Annotated in this window: 14 protein-coding genes and 1 riboswitch; of the genes, 11 read left to right on the forward strand and 3 right to left on the reverse strand. The window is 72.3% G+C overall.

The features are described from left to right. Positions 1-7: 7 nt before the first annotated feature. Together ACIQ8J_RS16665 and ACIQ8J_RS16670 are read right to left on the reverse strand one after the other, a co-directional pair. A complete protein-coding gene (locus tag ACIQ8J_RS16665) occupies positions 8-415 on the reverse strand; it encodes a hypothetical protein (protein ID WP_403271502.1) in 408 nt (135 codons plus the stop codon). Further along, the gene (locus ACIQ8J_RS16670; RefSeq protein WP_403271504.1) at positions 408-896 is read right to left on the reverse strand and encodes a SigE family RNA polymerase sigma factor; all 489 of its coding nucleotides are present in this window, start codon (positions 894-896) and stop codon (positions 408-410) included. The genes ACIQ8J_RS16665 and ACIQ8J_RS16670 overlap by 8 nt, the downstream gene beginning before the upstream one ends. A gap of 263 nt (positions 897-1,159) precedes the next feature. Here ACIQ8J_RS16670 and mfd point away from each other — a divergent pair, with 263 nt between their 5' ends. Next, positions 1,160-4,744, forward strand: a complete 3,585-nt coding sequence (gene mfd / locus ACIQ8J_RS16675) for a transcription-repair coupling factor (RefSeq protein WP_403271506.1) — start codon at positions 1,160-1,162, stop codon at positions 4,742-4,744. A gap of 264 nt (positions 4,745-5,008) precedes the next feature. Then, positions 5,009-5,692 (forward strand): HNH endonuclease family protein, encoded by a 684-nt coding sequence (locus ACIQ8J_RS16680; protein WP_403271508.1) that lies wholly within the window; start codon positions 5,009-5,011, stop codon positions 5,690-5,692. A gap of 19 nt (positions 5,693-5,711) precedes the next feature. Here the strand turns inward: ACIQ8J_RS16680 and ACIQ8J_RS16685 are convergent, their stop codons facing one another. Then, positions 5,712-8,177 carry a YfhO family protein gene (locus ACIQ8J_RS16685; RefSeq protein WP_403271510.1) on the reverse strand — a complete coding sequence of 822 codons (2,466 nt, stop codon included), beginning with the start codon at positions 8,175-8,177 and terminating at the stop codon, positions 5,712-5,714. Between the two features lie 249 nt (positions 8,178-8,426). On the opposite strand from ACIQ8J_RS16685, the gene ACIQ8J_RS16690 reads away from it, so the two are divergent. From ACIQ8J_RS16690 to ACIQ8J_RS16730, 9 genes are all read left to right on the forward strand, one after another. Next, positions 8,427-9,104 carry a SurA N-terminal domain-containing protein gene (locus tag ACIQ8J_RS16690; protein WP_403271512.1) on the forward strand — a complete coding sequence of 226 codons (678 nt, stop codon included), beginning with the start codon at positions 8,427-8,429 and terminating at the stop codon, positions 9,102-9,104. A 53-nt stretch (positions 9,105-9,157) separates the two neighbouring features. Then, a complete protein-coding gene (locus tag ACIQ8J_RS16695) occupies positions 9,158-10,120 on the forward strand; it encodes a nucleoside triphosphate pyrophosphohydrolase (protein ID WP_403271514.1) in 963 nt (320 codons plus the stop codon). A gap of 135 nt (positions 10,121-10,255) precedes the next feature. Then, positions 10,256-11,539: a cytochrome P450 gene (locus ACIQ8J_RS16700; RefSeq protein ID WP_403271516.1), complete on the forward strand. Its 1,284-nt coding sequence runs from the start codon at positions 10,256-10,258 to the stop codon at positions 11,537-11,539. Positions 11,540-11,704: 165 nt separating this feature from the next. Beyond that, positions 11,705-12,637 carry a transglycosylase family protein gene (locus ACIQ8J_RS16705; protein WP_403607844.1) on the forward strand — a complete coding sequence of 311 codons (933 nt, stop codon included), beginning with the start codon at positions 11,705-11,707 and terminating at the stop codon, positions 12,635-12,637. 257 nt (positions 12,638-12,894) lie between these two features. Beyond that, a riboswitch (cyclic di-AMP (ydaO/yuaA leader) is annotated at positions 12,895-13,062 on the forward strand. Between the two features lie 3 nt (positions 13,063-13,065). Beyond that, complete coding sequence (locus ACIQ8J_RS16710; protein WP_403271520.1) at positions 13,066-13,782, forward strand: transglycosylase family protein; 717 nt, start codon at positions 13,066-13,068, stop codon at positions 13,780-13,782. 259 nt (positions 13,783-14,041) lie between these two features. Further along, positions 14,042-15,328, forward strand: a complete 1,287-nt coding sequence (eno, locus tag ACIQ8J_RS16715; protein ID WP_362729167.1) for a phosphopyruvate hydratase — start codon at positions 14,042-14,044, stop codon at positions 15,326-15,328. A 94-nt stretch (positions 15,329-15,422) separates the two neighbouring features. After that, positions 15,423-15,911, forward strand: coding sequence for a septum formation initiator family protein (locus ACIQ8J_RS16720; RefSeq protein ID WP_403271522.1), 489 nt, complete (start codon positions 15,423-15,425; stop codon positions 15,909-15,911). 30 nt (positions 15,912-15,941) lie between these two features. After that, entirely contained in the window at positions 15,942-16,475 is a 534-nt protein-coding gene (locus ACIQ8J_RS16725) for a DUF501 domain-containing protein (RefSeq protein ID WP_403271524.1), read from the forward strand. Further along, positions 16,472-17,386: an exopolyphosphatase gene (locus ACIQ8J_RS16730; RefSeq protein ID WP_403271526.1), complete on the forward strand. Its 915-nt coding sequence runs from the start codon at positions 16,472-16,474 to the stop codon at positions 17,384-17,386. The genes ACIQ8J_RS16725 and ACIQ8J_RS16730 overlap by 4 nt, the downstream gene beginning before the upstream one ends. Positions 17,387-17,418 lie beyond the last annotated feature (32 nt).

The following is a 17,418-nucleotide window of genomic DNA, read 5'->3' on the forward strand; positions in this document are numbered from 1 at the left end:
CTTGGCTTCAATGGCTGGGGGTGGTCGGGGTGGCGGTGAGGGTGCCGGAGGGGGACGGGTCCGCGAAGGAGGGGTCGGGGAACGGGGAGGCGGGGTCGGGGGACGAGGAGGAGGGGACCGGCGAGGGGGAGCCGAAGGACGGCACGGAGCTCCGCGGGGCGGGCGAGCCGCCGGTCGGGGTGGACGCGGGCAGCGCCGGCGCGCCCTGCTGGAGGCGCAGCCCGGCGGCGGCGCCGGACCCGGCGAGCAGGCACACCGCGCACGCGGCGAGGGCGGCGAGGTTGCGGCGGCGGCGCCGCAGCCCGCGCGCCGCGACCCGCTCGGCGGGTTCGGGCACGATGCACCGGCCGCCCGCGTCGGCGGCCCGCTTCAGCGCGCGGGCCAGGGACTCCTCGTCCGGGTGGAAGTCAGACACCGTGTTCCTCCTCCAAGAGGCGGGGCGCGAGGGCGGCCCGTGCGCGCGAAAGGTGGGTCTTGACGGTGCCGGCGGAGATGCCCGTCTCGTGGGCGACCTGGTCCACGCTCAGATCGCACACGTAGTGCAGTACGGCGACGCGGCGCTGGCGGTCGGAGAGGCCGCGCAGGGCGTCGACCAGGGCGACGGTGCCCGGGTCCGGTTCGGGGGCGGCGGGGGCTGCCTCGCTGTGCCTGCGCCAGGCCTCGGCGGCCCTGCGGCCGCGCCGCCACCGGCTCACGGCGAGCCGCCACGCCACGGTGCGCACCCATGCCTCGGGCCCGGCCCCCGCGTCGAGCCGGCCCCGGCGGCCCCAGGCCCGCACGAATGCCTCCTGGACCACGTCCTGGGCCTCGTGCAGGTCGCCGGTCATCAGGTACACCTGGCCGACCAGCGGTTTCACGGAGTGAGCGTAGAACTCCTCGAACTCCTCGTCGGTCAATGCGGCTCCCGTGACTGGACAGATCTCACGGGGTATACGCCCCCGCGGCCGCATCCGGTTGACACCGCACGTCAAGTTTTAACGTTGATCGGCGAAAACCAGCCTCTCCGGCGTGTGGGGAGCGGGGTTCGGGGCGGAGCCCCGAGGGGGTGCGGGCGATCAGGACGGCGGGTGTCGGCGGGGCGTCGTACGCTGGAAGCCCCCCGGCCCGTCAGACGTGTCGGGCGGTTCGCGTTGCCCACTTCCCGGGATGGATGCCCTTCATGAGCCTGCACGGTCTGCTGGACGCCGTTGTACGAGACCCCGCGCTCGCCGAAGCGGTGAAGGCCGCCACCGACGGACACCGGATGCACGTCGACCTGGTCGGCCCGCCCGCCGCCCGCCCCTTCGCGGTGGCGGCCCTGGCGCGCGGGGCCGGGCGCCCGGTGCTCGCGGTGACCGCGACGGGCCGGGAGGCCGAGGACCTCGCCGCCGCGCTGCGGTCCCTGCTCCCCCCGGACGCCGTGGCCGAGTACCCCTCGTGGGAGACGCTGCCGCACGAACGGCTCTCGCCGCGCAGCGACACCGTGGGCCGCAGGCTCGCCGTGCTGCGCCGTCTCGCGCACCCGAGCACGGACGACCCGTCGGCGGGCCCGGTCAACGTGGTGGTCGCGCCGATCCGTTCGGTGCTGCAACCGCAGGTGAAGGGGCTCGGCGACCTGGAGCCGGTGGCGCTGCGCACCGGGCAGTCCGCCGATCTGAACGACATCGTGGAGGGGCTCGCGGCAGCGGCGTACGCGCGGGTCGAACTCGTCGAGAAGCGCGGCGAGTTCGCGGTCCGCGGCGGCATCCTGGACGTGTTCCCGCCGACCGAGGAGCACCCGCTGCGCGTGGAGTTCTGGGGCGACGACGTCGAGGAGATCCGGTACTTCAAGGTCGCCGACCAGCGCTCCCTGGAGGTCGCCGAGCACGGCCTGTGGGCGCCGCCCTGCCGCGAGCTGCTGCTCACCGAGGACGTGCGCACCCGGGCCGCGGCCCTCGCCGAGGAGCACCCGGAGCTCGGCGAGCTCCTCGGCAAGATCGCCGAGGGGATCGCGGTGGAGGGCATGGAGTCCCTCGCGCCGGTCCTGGTGGACGACATGGAGCTTCTGATCGACGTGCTGCCGAAGGGTTCGATGGCCGTCGTCTGCGACCCGGAGCGGGTGCGGACCAGAGCCGCCGACCTGGTGGCGACCAGCCAGGAGTTCCTGCAGGCGTCGTGGGCGGCGAGCGCCGGCGGGGGCCAGGCGCCCATCGACGTGGACGCGGCCTCCCTGTGGGGCATCGCGGACGTCCGCGACCGGGCCCGCGAGCTCGGCATGATGTGGTGGTCGGTGTCGCCGTTCGCCGCCGATGACGCCGACCTGGACGACGACACCGTCAAGCTCGGCATGCACGCCCCCGAGACGTACCGCGGCGACACCCAGCGCGCGCTCGCCGACACCAAGCAGTGGCTCGCCGACGGCTGGCGCACGGTGTACGTGACGGAGGGCCACGGCCCGGCGTCCCGCACGGTCGAGGTCCTCGGCGGCGAAGGCATCCCGGCTCGACTGGACGTGGAACTGGCCCAGTTGACGCCCTCCGTCGTCCAAGTGGCCTGCGGGGCCATCGACTTCGGGTTCATCGACCCGGCGCTCAAGCTCGCGGTCCTGACCGAGACCGACCTCACCGGCCAGCGCACCGCCAGCAAGGACCTGGGCCGCATGCCGGCCCGGCGCCGCAAGACCATCGACCCGCTCACCCTGGAGGTGGGTGACTACATCGTGCACGAGCAGCACGGTGTGGGCCGCTATCTGGAGATGGTGCAGCGCACCGTGCAGGGCGCGACCCGCGAGTACCTCCTGGTCGAGTACGCGCCCGCCAAGCGCGGCCAGCCCGGCGACCGGCTGTACATCCCGACCGACCAGCTGGAGCAGGTCACCAAGTACGTCGGCGGCGAGGCCCCCACTCTGCACCGGCTCGGCGGCGCCGACTGGACCAAGACCAAGGCGCGGGCGAAGAAGGCCGTCAAGGAGATCGCCGCCGACCTCATCAAGCTGTACAGCGCGCGCATGGCGGCGCCCGGCCACGCCTTCGGCGCGGACACCCCCTGGCAGCGCGAGCTGGAGGACGCCTTCCCGTACGCGGAGACCCCCGACCAGCTCTCCACGATCGCCGAGGTCAAGGAGGACATGGAGAAGACGGTCCCGATGGACCGGCTGATCTGCGGCGACGTCGGCTACGGAAAGACGGAGATCGCGGTGCGGGCCGCGTTCAAGGCCGTCCAGGACGGCAAGCAGGTCGCCGTGCTCGTCCCGACCACGCTCCTCGTCCAGCAGCACTTCGGCACGTTCACCGAGCGGTACGCCCAATTCCCGGTCGTGGTACGGGCGTTGAGCCGGTTCCAGTCCGACAGCGAGGCGAAGGCGACCCTGGAAGGGCTCCGGGACGGCTCTGTCGACCTGGTCATCGGCACGCACCGGCTGTTCTCCTCCGAGACCAAGTTCAAGGACCTGGGCCTGGTCATCGTCGACGAGGAGCAGCGCTTCGGCGTCGAGCACAAGGAGCAGCTGAAGAAGCTCCGTGCCAATGTGGACGTGCTGACGATGTCGGCGACGCCCATTCCCCGCACGCTCGAAATGGCCGTGACCGGCATCCGCGAGATGTCCACGATCACCACCCCGCCGGAGGAGCGCCACCCGGTGCTCACCTTCGTCGGACCGTACGAGCAGAAGCAGATCGGCGCCGCGATCCGGCGTGAACTGCTGCGCGAGGGCCAGGTCTTCTACATCCACAACCGGGTCGAGTCCATCGACCGGGCGGCCGCCCGGCTGCGCGAGATCGTGCCCGAGGCGCGCATCCAGACCGCGCACGGGCAGATGGGCGAGAGTGCCCTGGAGCAGGTCGTGGTCGACTTCTGGGAGAAGAAGTTCGACGTGCTCGTCTCGACCACGATCGTGGAGTCGGGCATCGACATCTCGAACGCGAACACGCTGATCGTGGAGCGCGGCGACAACTTCGGCCTGTCCCAGCTCCACCAGCTGCGCGGCCGGGTCGGCCGTGGCCGCGAGCGGGGGTACTCCTACTTCCTGTATCCGCCGGAGAAGCCGCTGACCGAGACCGCGCACGAGCGGCTCGCCACCATCGCCCAGCACACCGAGATGGGCGCGGGCATGTACGTGGCGATGAAGGACCTGGAGATCCGCGGCGCGGGCAATCTGCTCGGCGGCGAGCAGTCCGGGCACATCGCGGGCGTCGGCTTCGACCTGTACGTCCGCATGGTCGGCGAGGCCGTCGCCGACTACCGGGCGCAGATGGAGGGCGGCGAGCAGGAGGAGGCGCCGCTGGAGGTCAAGATCGAGCTGCCGGTCGACGCGCACGTCCCGCACGACTACGCGCCGGGCGAGCGGCTGCGCCTCCAGGCCTACCGGGCGATCGCCTCGGCCAACTCCGAGGACGACGTCAAGGCCGTACGCGAAGAGCTCACCGACCGGTACGGCAAGCTGCCCGAGCCGGTCGAGAACCTGCTCCTGGTGGCGGGCCTTCGCATGCTGGCCCGCGCCTGCGGGGTCGGTGAGATCGTGCTCCAGGGCGCCAACATCCGTTTTGCCCTCCCGTCACCCGACCGCCACCCCTCAACGAGCGCTGACGCGCGCCCCTCTCCATTGGAGTTGAGGGAGTCGCAGGAGCTGCGCCTCAAGCGCCTCTACCCGCGTACGGTCATCAAGGCGCCCACCCGGCAGATCCTGGTGCCCCGGCCGACCGCCGGGAAGATCGGCGGGAAGCCGGTGGTGGGGCGGGAACTGCTCGCGTGGACGGGCGAGTTCCTGACCACGATCCTGGGGTCCTGAGAGCCTGCCGCTGACACGGCGGGAAAGGGCGGGCGGTGCCACCGGGCGCCGCCCGCCCTTTTTGGTGCCGGGCCGACACGGGCGCCTCCTGGAGCGCGGCCCGCGCCCGGCGGCGGGGGCCGCGCCCGGTCCCGTACGCCGGTCGCGCCGTGGTGATCAAGGCCGGACGGCTGTCCCTTTCGGGACCATTGGTCCATGGCCCGCCGGGTAGGACTGTCTAGGATTGCGAGGTTCCGCCAACTCCTGCCAGGACGGCCCGCCTTGATGCGTACCTACCGAATCGCCCTCCCCGCAACCGTCCTCGCGGCGTCGCTCGTCCTCGCCGGATGCGGTGGTGACGATGCCAAAAAGGGGGCGGGCGCCGCTCCCGGACCCAAGGGCGCGGCGGGCTCCGCGCTCGCCGCCGTCGACTCGCTCACCGTCAAGGGGCGGGCGCCGAAGACCGGTTACAGCCGCGACCAGTTCGGCAAGGGCTGGACCGACACCGACCACAACGGCTGCGCGACCCGCGAGGACATACTCAAGCGGGACCTCAAGGACGTGACGTTCAAGGACAAGTGCGACGTGGCGTCCGGGACGCTCGTCCGCGACCCGTACACCGGGGAGTCCATCCAGTTCCAGCGCGGCGCCAGCAAGATCGACATCGATCATGTGGTGGCGCTGTCGGACGCCTGGCAGAAGGGCGCCCAGCAGTGGGACAAGCAGAAGCGGACCGAGTTCGCCAACGATCCGCTCAATCTGATCGCCGTGGACGCGAGCGCCAACCGCCGCAAGAGCGACGGTGACGCGGCGACCTGGCTGCCGCCCTACCAGGCGTACCGCTGTACATATGTGGCGGACCAGGTGGCCGTGAAGAAGAAGTACGGGGTGTGGGTGACGGACGCCGAGAAGACCGCCATGAAGACGGTCCTGGACGCCTGCCCCGCCCAGCGGCTCCCGACGGGCTGATCCGCCCACCCGTTCCCGCTCAGACCGCCGTCCGGCGGGCGCGCACCCTGCGCCGCAGCGGCCCCCACGACGCCACCCCCACCAGCGCGAGCAGCGCGCCCCCTCCCACCATGGAGCCCGAACGCAGGCCCGGTGGGCGGAAGGCGCAGTCCACCGACTGCGCCGCGCCGGTCAGCGGGACGGCCACCAGGCCCAGGTAGTCGCCCGCCGGGGCAGCGGCGGAACCGTTCACGCGGCAGGTCCAGCCCGCGATGCGAGGCATCGCGAACACCGCCGTGCCCTTCGCTCCGGCGGGGAGTTCGGCGCGTACGCCGCTGTCCGAGACGTCGACCTTCGTGGCGCCCGTCGTGCGCAGCCGGTCCACCGCCCGGTTCAGGGCCGCCCGGTCCAGGCAGCCGAGTTCCGTGTTGCGGTCGGCGGGGGTCAGGGTGATGTGCGAGGCGCGGCCCGGTCCCGCCGAGGTGCCGAAGGGGATCAGCGGGGCCCGGCGGCTGGGGGCGCCGCCGCGCATCTCGACGGCCGGCCCGTCGCCCAGGCGGGCGCTGCCGAAGTGCTCCGGGGCCCACAGGAAGATGTCGGTCCCGGCGGGGCAGCCCTGCGCGAGGGTGCGCGTCGTGTACACCCGGGCGCCGAGCAGGAGTTCCTGGTTGCGGAACGGGTTGGTGCCGTACGCCGGTTGGGGTGCGGGCGGCCGGACCGTGACGAGCGGCGGGGTCGCGGCGGCCCGGATCAGCGAGGGGGCGCCGCCCTTCTCCGTCACCCGCACCCGCGCGCCCACCGAGAAGATCGCGTCGGTCACCGGGTTGTCCAGGCTCTGCACCGCCCGCCCGCGCGAGGTCCAGCCGCCGCCGAGCGCGGTCATCGTACGGTTCAGCACCTCGGGGGTGAGGCTGGAGTAGTAGGCGCCGCCCTCGCCGCCGAGCAGCAGCGGGTCGTTGTTGGTGATCTGCCGCTGCCCCGGATCGGTGCGGTGGCCGGGCCAGCCGGACGCGTCCGCCTCCAGGGCGGCCCGCGCCGCGTGCTCGGCGCCCCAGGCGGGGTAGCCGTCCATCCGGGCCGCCCGCTGCTGGTCCCCGTACGCCGCCGTCACGCCCGCCTGCGCGATCTGCGCGCCCGCCAGCAGGGCGAGCGCCGTGATCACCAGCCCGCGCCGGCCCCGGCGCATCAGGAGCAGGGCGCCGGCCACTGCCGCCAGGCCCAGCGCGAACAGCGGGTACGTCCACGCCGAGATCAGCTCGCTGAAGGCCGCGCCCGCCGCGATCAGGGCCAGCACGCCGCCGCCGCCGAGCAGCGCGCGGCGCCCGGGGATCCCGTACGACAGGGAGATCCAGGCGGCGATCACGAGGATGCCGCACAGCACGAAGGTCTGCCGGTAGGGGCTGCCGTTGGGGGTGACGAAGGCGTGCCAGGCCAGGTGGGTGGGCTTCCACTGGAAGGACACCGCGACGGCCAGGGCGAGGCCGCTCCAGGCGTAGCGCTCGCGGCGCGGGACGGCGCGGTGGAAGCCGAGGGTGCAGGCGAGCAGGAGCGCGCCGGTGCCGAGGAAGACGGCGGGGGAGGAGAAGGAGTACGTGCCGGGCAGGGTGCGGGCCAGGTAGTCCGGCCAGGAGACCGGCTGGAACTCCCGCACCCAGCCCGGATGCGCGTGCCGGGTGCCCAGATAGATGGTGAACAGTACGGGCGCCGAGAGCCCGATGCCGATCGCGACCGACCGCGCGGCCCGCAGCACGGCCCGCACCCGGCCCCGCGCATCCGTCCCGCGGTCCACGAACAGCAGCAGGAGCAGGACGAGACCCGCGCCGATCGTCGCCATGTACGCGGTGTAGAAGTTGGCGATCCAGGCGAGCGCCACGACCAGCGCTCCGGCCACCGGCCGCCGCCCCGCCCTCGCCCACTCGACGACCAGACACAGCAGCGGGAAGGCGATCAGGCCGTCCAGCCACATCGGGTTGTACGTCGACTCCAGGATCGACCAGCCGCACAGCGCGTACGAGGCGCCGAGCACCCCCGCCGCCCAGCAGTGCCGGGCCGCCGGGCGCAGCGCGAGCAGCAGCACCGTCATGGCGACGGCCGCCGCCGCCATCTTCAGCACGGTGATCACATACACCGCGAGGTCGATCCGGTCGCGCGGGAAGACCCCGACGAGCAGCGCGAAGGGGCTGCTCAGATACGTACCGAGGTCGGGCAGGAACGAAGTGCCGTACCCGGACTGCCAGTTGAGGAGCAGACCGCCGTCGGCGCGGCCGTGCAGCAGGTCCCACAGGTGCTCGTGGAAGGGGATGAACTGGTTGCCCAGGTCGTTGATGCTGCGGGTGTGGCGCTGGAGGGGGCCGAGCGGGATCACCCCGGCGACCGCGTCCGCGCCGCACACCGCCAGGAACGTGATCAGTGCGGAGAGGGCGGCGGCCCGGGTGCGGGGCCGGCGGGCGGCTGCGATCCGCACCGGGGCCACCGGCGGGGCGGGGGCGGCTTCGAGGGTCGGCATCGAGGTCCTTTGCTGTGCGCTGCCGTCGAATATGCCGGACCCCCGGGAACAGCGCAGCGGGCCGGGGCTTCAGTTCACGCAATGGACGGCGCGGCTTCATCCCGCTTCACCCCCGCGACCGACAAGGGTCGCGAATCGTTGGGCGAATCAGTGGCCCCGGCCACGGCGACTGCCTACCATCGATCACCGCAAGGTCTTAAGCAAGGTTCGTCGCTCAGTCGCACGCATCTGCTCCGCCGGGAGGCTCCTTTGCACCGCCGCCGTCGCACCGCGCTCTCCGTCTCTGTCGCCCTGCTCGCCGCGGGCCCGCTGCTCACCGCCTGCGGCAGTACGGCCCACCCGGGGGCCGCGGCCGTCGTCGGGGGCCACCGGATCGAGGTCTCCGCGCTCCAGGCCGAGGTCAAGGACGTACGGACGGCGCAGCAGGGCTCGCCGCAGTCCGCCCAGCTCATCAAGGACTCGGGGCAGCTCGGCCGTGTGAAGCTCAGCAACATGATCTTCGACAGGGTGCTCGCGCACGCGGCCGAGCAGGCCGGGGTGAGCGTCAGCCGCAAGGAGATCCAGGACGCGCGGGACGCGATGGTCCGCCAGGCCGGCGGCGAGGACCAGCTGCGCCAGCAGGCGCTCAGCAACGGCGGGCTCGCCCCCGACCAGATCGACGGCTACGTCCAGCGCCAGGTCACCGAGCAGAAGCTGGCCGCCGCGATCGGCGCCCGCACCCAGCAGGACCTGCTGCCCGCCCTGGTCAAGGCCTCCAAGGACCTCGCCGTGGACGTGAACCCGCGCTACGGCAGCTGGAACGCGAGCCAGATCCAGCTCGCCGACTACCAGGCCCCCTGGATCGCGAAGACCAAACAGGCCGCCGCGCCGCAGGCCGCCCCCGAGGACCAGCAGGGCGCCCCGCAGGACTCGGCGTCGACGGGCTGAGCCGGTGGCGCCTCGGGGCCCGCGGCCGGTGGGCCAGCGGGTAGGTTCGACGGGTGACTGCTGCCCAAGAACCCGGCCGAATCGTTTTGCTCACCGCGAGCCACCGGGTCGCCCCCGGACTCCTGTCGTGGCCCGCGTGGCAGACCCTGCGCGCCGCCGACCTCGTGCTGTGCCCCGACGCCGGGCACCCGCAGCTGCCGTATCTGCGCGAGGCCGGCATCGAGGCCGAGCTCCTGGCGCCGGACGCGCAGGAACTGGTGGCGGCCTGCGCGGGGGGCCGCACCGTCGTCGTGCTGCCCTCCGGCGAGGGCGACCGGCGGCTGACCGACGGGCTCGCCCGGCTGGCCGGCTCCGGGCGGGTGCAGATGCCGGACCTGGAGCTGCTGCCCGGCTCGTACGATCTGCCGGGCGCCCGCCTGCTCGACCTCGTCCAGGTCATGGACCGCATCCGCCGCGAATGCCCCTGGTCCTCGCAGCAGACCCACAAGGGACTCGCCAAGTACGCCCTTGAGGAGGCGTACGAACTGGTCGAGGCGGTGGAGGAGGGCGACCGCGACGAGTTGCGCGAGGAGCTCGGCGACGTGCTGCTCCAGGTCGTCTTCCACGCGCGGATCGCCGAGGAGGACGGCGAGGCGCCGTTCTCCATCGACGATGTCGCGGGCGGCATCGTGGAGAAGCTGATCCACCGGCATCCGCACGTCTTCGGCGACGAGAGCGCCGAGACGCCCCAGGAGGTCAAGGAGCACTGGCTGCGGATGAAGGCGGTCGAGAAGCAGCGGGCGTCGGTGACGGACGGGGTCCCGCTGGGCCAGCCCGCGCTGGCGCTGGCCGCGAAGCTGTCCGCCCGGACCAGGACCGCGGGCCTGGCGGTCCCGCTCCCCGCCGGGGAGGGTGTGGGCTACCGCCTCCTGGCGCTGGCGACCGAGGCGGAGGCGTCCGGCGTCGACCCGGAGGCGGCGCTGCGCGCGGCGGCTCGGGCCTACCGGGCGGCGATCCGGGCGGCGGAGACGACGTAGCCCCGCCGCCAGGGGCCCCGGGCACCGAACTCGCCGAGCCCACCGGGCTGTTGCGGGCCGGACCCGCCCTCACCGCGGGGCGGTTGCCGGACGACTGAGGAAGTCCGTCCCGTCCGGCCGGTTACTGTCGAGGACATGCCCGACCAGTCGCCCACCCCGCCCGCCCCCGAACTCTTCACCTGGGAGTTCGCCACCGATCCGTACCCGGCCTACGCCTGGCTGCGCGAGCACGCCCCCGTGCACCGCACCAAGCTGCCGAGCGGCGTCGAGGCCTGGCTGGTGACGCGGTACGGGGACGCCAAGCAGGCCCTCGCCGACCAGCGGCTCTCCAAGAACCCCGCGCACCACGACGAGTCGGCCCACGCCAAAAACAAGACGGGCATTCCGGGCGAGCGCAAGGCCGAGCTGATGACGCATCTACTCAACATCGACCCGCCGGACCACACCCGGCTGCGGCGCCTGGTGTCGAAGGCGTTCACCCCGCGCACCGTGGCCCAATTCGCGCCGCGTGTGCAGGAGTTGACGGATCAGCTCATCGACGCGTTCGCGGCGAAGGGCGAGGCCGACCTCATCCACGACTTCGCCTTCCCGCTCCCCATCTACGCCATCTGCGATCTGCTCGGCGTACCGCGCGAGGACCAGGACGACTTCCGCGACTGGGCGGGCATGATGATCCGACACGGCGGCGGACCCCGCGGCGGGGTCGCCCGGTCGGTGAAGAAGATGCGCAACTACCTCGCCGAGCTCATCCACAGGAAGCGCGAGAACCCGGGCGACGACCTCATCTCGGGGCTCATCCGGGCCAGCGACCACGGCGAGCACCTGACGGAGAACGAGGCCGCCGCGATGGCCTTCATCCTGCTGTTCGCCGGATTCGAGACGACGGTCAATCTGATCGGCAACGGGGTGTACGCCCTGCTGCGCAACCCGGAGCAGCGCGAGCGGCTCCAGGTCTCGATCGGCGCGGGGGAGAGCGGTCTCCTGGAGACCGGCATCGAGGAACTGCTGCGCTACGACGGACCCGTCGAGCTGGCGACCTGGCGGTTCGCCACCGAACCGCTGACGATCGGCGGCCGGGACATCGCGGCGGGCGACCCGGTGCTCGTGGTGCTCGCGGCGGCCGACCGCGACCCCGAGCGCTTCGCCGACCCCGACACGCTCGACCTCGGCCGCCGGGACAACCAGCACCTCGGATACGGCCACGGCATCCACTACTGCATCGGCGCGCCGCTGGCCCGGCTCGAAGGCCGGACCGCGCTCGCGACCCTGCTGCAGCGCCTCCCTGACCTGCGGCTAGCGGTGGAACCTGCCGATTTGCGCTGGCGCGGCGGGCTCATCATGCGAGGACTGCGCACCCTGCCGGTCGAGTTCACGCCGCCGAACGGAACGGCCTCACCTGACGGACCGTCAAGACTGTGACTTTTATGTGATCTCGGGTGCATCGACTTGTGACAGGCGTTCGAGTACGGCTACGTTCACCGTTCATTCGGCTCAGCAGTCACACGGAAGGCCTCATCCATGCGCTCCGGGAATGGACGGCATCGTCGACCCCGCCAGGTACCCGCTCTCGTCGTCGCGGCAGGGGTGACCGGTTCGGCCATCGCGCTTCCGCTGCTCGCCGCGACCGGCGCGAACGCCGCGGACGCGAACTCCTGGAACCAGGTGGCCGCCTGCGAGTCCGGCGGAATGTGGAGCGCCGACTTCGGCAACGGCCTGTACGGCGGGCTCCAGCTCTCGCAGGACACCTGGGAGGCCTTCGGCGGTACGGACTACGCCCAGCGCGCCGACCTCGCCAGCCGCGCCCAGCAGATAGCCATCGCCGAGAAGGTGCTCGCGGCCCAGGGCACCAAGGCCTTCGCCAGCTGCTCCGGCGGGCTCACCAAGGGCGGCCGCGCGGCCGATGTCGACCCGGGCCTGCCCGCGACGCCGGACCCGGCCGGGGCGCCCGCGTCCACCGCGCCGACCGCTCCGGCGACCAAGGCGCCCGACGTCGCCCCGACGCCCGCGGCCTCCACCGCCCCGGCCGCGCCCTCGACGGGCGCCACGAAGCCCGCGGGTCCCGCCAAGCCGCCGACGCCCTCCGCGTCCACCCCGGCGAGCCCCGGCAAGCACCGCGGGGCGCCCTCGCCGGAGGAGGGCTCGGGCGCGACGCCGGGCGGCACCACCGGCTCCGCTACCGGCGCCCCGGCCGGACAGCCCGCCCCGGCCGGCTCCGGCGGTCCGGGCGGCTCGACCGACAGCCGCGACGCGGGGCGGCACGCCTCGCGAGGTGACGGCGGATCACGTGATGTCGGCAACACCCCCGCCGCGAACGGCGAGTACACCGTCCGCCCCGGCGACAACCTCTCGGTCATCGCCGACGCGAACAAGATCCACGGCGGCTGGCCCGCGCTCTACCACGCCAACGAGAAGCTGATCGGCACCGACCCGAACCTCATCCTGCCTGGCCAGAGCCTGGACCTGAAGGCCGCGGCGGCCGCTGCCACGGCCCCGAACTCGGTGCCGAAGCAGGGGTAGTTCGAGGGCGTATGTCCGTTCTGTGCAAGTGAGACATGGGTCTCTTCGCCTCAACTGGCGTGTCCCGTCTGCCCGGTCCGTCCGTCCCGCCCCCGACCTGCGGAAACGCCCCTTCTGTTGCGACAAGGAGGGGGGATTTTCCCCCGATGGGCGCCTTTGAACATTGGCGGGGCGTGTGTTTTCGTCGGACTCGCTCGTCACCACGAGCCCCGTCGACCGAGCACGCCGAATCCTGCCGTCGGCCGACGGGAACAGTCGACGCTTATGCGCCGTAGGCAGGAGCGGGGGACCCAAGGTACGTGCCGGGCCCGGCAGTTGAAGCAACTGCCGACCGGCTTGGGGTGAAGACGGGCGCCACAGCGCTCGGCCGGGCAGCTCACGCCCGAACCCGACAGCTCACCTCGCAGGCGTCGGTGAGGAGAAACTCCATGCTGCTTTCCGGCAAGGGCAAGCACCGCCGCCCGTCCAAGGCCGTCCGTGTCGCCACGCTGGCCGGCGTCACCGGCGCCGCTGTCGCCGCCCCGCTGATGGCGGCCGGCTCGGCCTCCGCCGCCTCCGTCCAGACCTGGGACGCGGTCGCCCAGTGCGAGTCCGGCGGCAACTGGTCCATCAACACCGGCAACGGCTACTACGGCGGCCTGCAGTTCTCGCAGTCCTCCTGGGCCGCCGCCGGCGGCACCCAGTACGCCGCCCGCGCCGACCTGGCCACCAAGGGCCAGCAGATAGCCGCCGCCGAGAAGCTGCTCGCCATCCAGGGTCCGGGCGCCTGGTCCTGCGCCGGCGCCGGCAACCTGACCTCCGGCGGCAGCAAGGCCAACGTCGACACCTCCGGCTCCTCGTCGTCCTCCTCTTCTTCGTCTTCTTCTTCGTCCCCCTCGAAGTCGCAGTCCGCGAAGCCGAAGGCCAAGCCGCAGCAGAAGACCCAGCGCGCCCAGCCCGCGCCGGAGGCCGCCCGCGGCGAGCAGCGCACCGAGCCGGTCAAGCAGGGCAACGGCGAGTACACCGTCAAGGCCGGCGACACCCTCGGCCAGATCGCTTCCGCCAACGGCACCAAGGGCGGCTGGCAGAAGCTGTTCGAGCTGAACAAGGACGTCGTCAAGGACGCCAACCTGATCTACCCGGGCCAGAAGCTCCACCTGAGCTGAGTCCGCCCCGCCCCAAGTCCCCCCGGTCCGGCGCGCATTCCCCCGTACGCGCCGGGCCGGGGTTTCGGCTGTTACCCGGCAGTAGTTCTGCGGACCTTTGGCAGGGAATCAGGGTCCTTGGGCCCTTTTTCGTCCCAGGAGGCGGGCACTCGGCTGGCCGGAGCCCCGGAGCCGGTTAGGCTCTTGTCGCAAGGCCGCAGCGACCCCTGCGCGGCCCCGCACTGCTTGCGTCACATCTAGCGTCACATCCCAGAAGGAGATGCTCGTGCCGTCCATCGACGTCGTCGTAGCCCGGGAAATCCTGGACTCCCGAGGCAACCCCACGGTCGAGGTCGAGGTCGGCCTCGACGACGGCAGCACCGGCCGTGCTGCAGTTCCGTCCGGCGCCTCCACCGGTGCCTTCGAGGCCATCGAGCTCCGCGACGGTGACCCCAACCGCTACGGCGGCAAGGGTGTCGAGAAGGCCGTCCTCGCCGTCATCGAGCAGATCGGCCCGGAGCTCGTCGGCTACGACGCCACCGAGCAGCGCCTGATCGACCAGGCCATGTTCGACCTGGACGCCACCGACAACAAGGGCTCGCTCGGCGCCAACGCCATCCTCGGCGTCTCGCTCGCCGTCGCGCACGCCGCCTCCGAGGCCAGCGACCTGCCGCTGTTCCGCTACCTGGGCGGCCCGAACGCGCACCTGCTGCCCGTTCCGATGATGAACATCCTCAACGGCGGATCCCACGCGGACTCCAACGTCGACATCCAGGAGTTCATGATCGCTCCGATCGGCGCGGAGTCCTTCTCCGAGGCCCTTCGCTGGGGCGCCGAGGTCTACCACACGCTCAAGGGCGTCCTGAAGCGCAAGGGCCTGTCGACCGGCCTCGGCGACGAGGGCGGCTTCGCGCCGAACCTGGAGTCCAACCGCGCGGCCCTGGACCTCATCCTTGAGGCCATCAAGGAAGCCGGCTACGCCCCGGGCAAGGACATCGCGCTCGCGCTCGACGTCGCCGCGTCCGAGTTCTACAAGGACGGCAAGTACGAGTTCGAGGGCAAGTCCCGCTCGGCCGCCGAGATGACCGAGTACTACGAGGAGCTCGTCTCCGCGTACCCGCTGGTCTCCATCGAGGACCCGCTGTTCGAGGACGACTGGGCCGGCTGGAACACCATCACCTCGCGCCTGGGCTCCAAGGTCCAGATCGTCGGCGACGACCTCTTCGTCACCAACCCCGAGCGCCTGGCCCGCGGCATCGAGGAGGGCTCCGCCAACGCCCTGCTCGTCAAGGTCAACCAGATCGGTTCGCTGACCGAGACCCTGGACGCCGTCGAGATGGCCCAGCGCAACGGCTTCAAGTGCATGATGTCCCACCGCTCCGGCGAGACCGAGGACGTCACCATCGCCGACCTCGCCGTCGCGGTGAACTGCGGTCAGATCAAGACCGGCGCCCCGGCCCGCTCGGACCGCGTCGCCAAGTACAACCAGCTGCTGCGCATCGAGGAGATCCTCGACGACGCCGCGGTGTACGCGGGCCGCTCCGCCTTCCCGCGCTTCAAGGGCTGAGGGTCAAACCCCTAGCCAGTCGTACGTACGTCCCCGCACTCGGTCCCGTACCGTGTCCGGGGACGTACGTATGTGACGGGGAGGCGGGAGAGCGATGGCCAAGGGCGCCAAGGTGAAGGACCGCGACCGGTTCTCCACCGCCGCCAGGATCAAGGTGCTCGGCGAGCAGACCGCCGCCCGCGTCTACCGCTCGCAGACCAAGCGGCAGGCCCGCCGCTCCCGGCTCACCGGCCGTGCGGCGCTGCTCGCCCTCGTGATGTGCTCGCTGGTCGTGGCGCTCGCCTACCCCATGCGGCAGTACGTCTCCCAGCGCGCCGACATCTCCGACCAGCAGCGCAAGGCCGCCGATGCCAAGAAGGCGGTCGAGCAACTGCGCGACGAGAAGGCGCGGCTCCAGGACGACGCGTACATCAAGCGCCTCGCCCGCGAGCATCTGCACATGCAGTTCCCGGGGGAGACCGGCTTCACCGTCGTCGACCCGGACGCGGCGAAGAACCGCCGCGACGGCAAGGGCGCGACCGGCCGCGCCTGGCATGCGAACCTCTGGGACGGCGTCGACAAGGCCGACCGTTCCGCCAACTGATCACTGCTAGCGATAGAGACTGACCCAGGCATGGAAACGCCCCCGCCCCAGACCGAACGCACCGAGCCCACCGACGCGGACATCGCCGCCTTCAAGCAGCAGCTCGGCCGTCCGCCGCGCGGTCTGCGCGCGATCGCGCACCGCTGCCCCTGCGGCAACCCGGACGTGGTCGAGACGGCCCCTCGTCTGGAGGACGGCACGCCGTTCCCGACGACGTACTACCTGACGTGCCCGCGCGCCGCGTCGGCGATCGGGACCCTTGAGGCGAACGGCGTCATGAAGGAGATGACCGAGCGCCTCGCGAGCGACCCGGAGCTGGCCGCCGCCTACCGCGCCGCCCACGAGGACTACATCGCGCGCCGCGACGCCATCGAGGTCCTGGAGGGCTTCCCGAGCGCGGGCGGCATGCCGGACCGGGTCAAGTGCCTGCACGTGCTGGTCGGCCACTCGCTGGCGGCCGGCCCGGGGGTGAACCCGCTCGGCGACGAGGCCATCGCGATGCTCCCCGAGTGGTGGGCCAAGGGCCCGTGCGTGACCCCGTGCGGCGGGGAGGACGAGAAGTGACGCGCGTCGCCGCGATCGACTGCGGTACGAACTCGATCCGGCTGCTCGTCGCCGACGCCGACCCGGCCACCGGGCAGATCACCGACCTGGACCGGCGGATGACCATCGTCCGGCTCGGCCAGGGCGTGGACCGGACCGGGCGGCTCGCCCCCGAGGCGCTTGAGCGGACCTTCGCGGCCTGCCGCGAGTACGCCGAGGTGATCAAGGAGCTCGGCGTGGAGCGCGTCCGCTTCGTGGCGACCTCCGCCTCCCGCGACGCCGAGAACCGGGACGAGTTCATGCGCGGGGTCCTCGACATCCTCGGCGTGGAGCCGGAGGTGATCTCCGGCGACCAGGAGGCCGCGTTCTCCTTCACCGGCGCCACCAAGGAACTGAGCGGCGACGGGGAGTATCTCGTGGTCGACATCGGCGGCGGCTCCACCGAGTTCGTGGTCGGCTCCGAACGCGTCGAGGCCGCCCGCTCGGTGGACGTCGGCTGTGTGCGGATGACCGAGCGCCACCACCCCGGCGACCCGGCGACGCCCGAGCAGATCGCCGCGATACGGGCCGACATCGAGGCCGCGCTCGACCTCGCCGAGCAGAGCGTGCCGCTGCGCGAGCCGCGCACCCTGGTCGGTCTCGCGGGCTCGGTGACCACCATCGCCGGGATCGCGCTGGGTCTGGCGGAGTACGAGTCGGCGGCCATCCACCACGCGCGGATCTCCTACGAGCAGGTCGCCGAGATCACCGCAAACCTGCTCGCCTCCACCCACGAGGAGCGGACCCGCATCCCCGTGCTGCACCCGGGCCGGATCGATGTGATCGCCGCCGGGGCGCTCGTTCTGCTGGCCGTCATGGAGCGGACCGGGGCCCGCGAGGTCGTGGTCAGCGAACACGACATTCTGGACGGAATCGCCTGGTCGGTCGCCTGATCGCGACCCGCGGGGGTCCTTGGGGCGGCGCC

It is taken from the genome of Streptomyces sp. NPDC094147, from assembly GCF_044764265.1.
Taxonomy (GTDB): Bacteria; Actinomycetota; Actinomycetes; order Streptomycetales; family Streptomycetaceae; genus Streptomyces.

Coding starts and splice junctions, on each gene's coding strand:
- mfd (WP_403271506.1), top strand. CDS start 1,160: ATGAGCCTGCACGGTCTGCTGGACGCCGTTGTACGAGACCCCGCGCTC.
- eno (WP_362729167.1), top strand. CDS start 14,042: ATGCTCGTGCCGTCCATCGACGTCGTCGTAGCCCGGGAAATCCTGGAC.
- ACIQ8J_RS16725 (WP_403271524.1), top strand. CDS start 15,942: ATGGAAACGCCCCCGCCCCAGACCGAACGCACCGAGCCCACCGACGCG.
- ACIQ8J_RS16720 (WP_403271522.1), top strand. CDS start 15,423: ATGGCCAAGGGCGCCAAGGTGAAGGACCGCGACCGGTTCTCCACCGCC.
- ACIQ8J_RS16685 (WP_403271510.1), bottom strand. CDS start 8,177: ATGCCGACCCTCGAAGCCGCCCCCGCCCCGCCGGTGGCCCCGGTGCGG.
- ACIQ8J_RS16700 (WP_403271516.1), top strand. CDS start 10,256: ATGCCCGACCAGTCGCCCACCCCGCCCGCCCCCGAACTCTTCACCTGG.
- ACIQ8J_RS16710 (WP_403271520.1), top strand. CDS start 13,066: ATGCTGCTTTCCGGCAAGGGCAAGCACCGCCGCCCGTCCAAGGCCGTC.
- ACIQ8J_RS16680 (WP_403271508.1), top strand. CDS start 5,009: ATGCGTACCTACCGAATCGCCCTCCCCGCAACCGTCCTCGCGGCGTCG.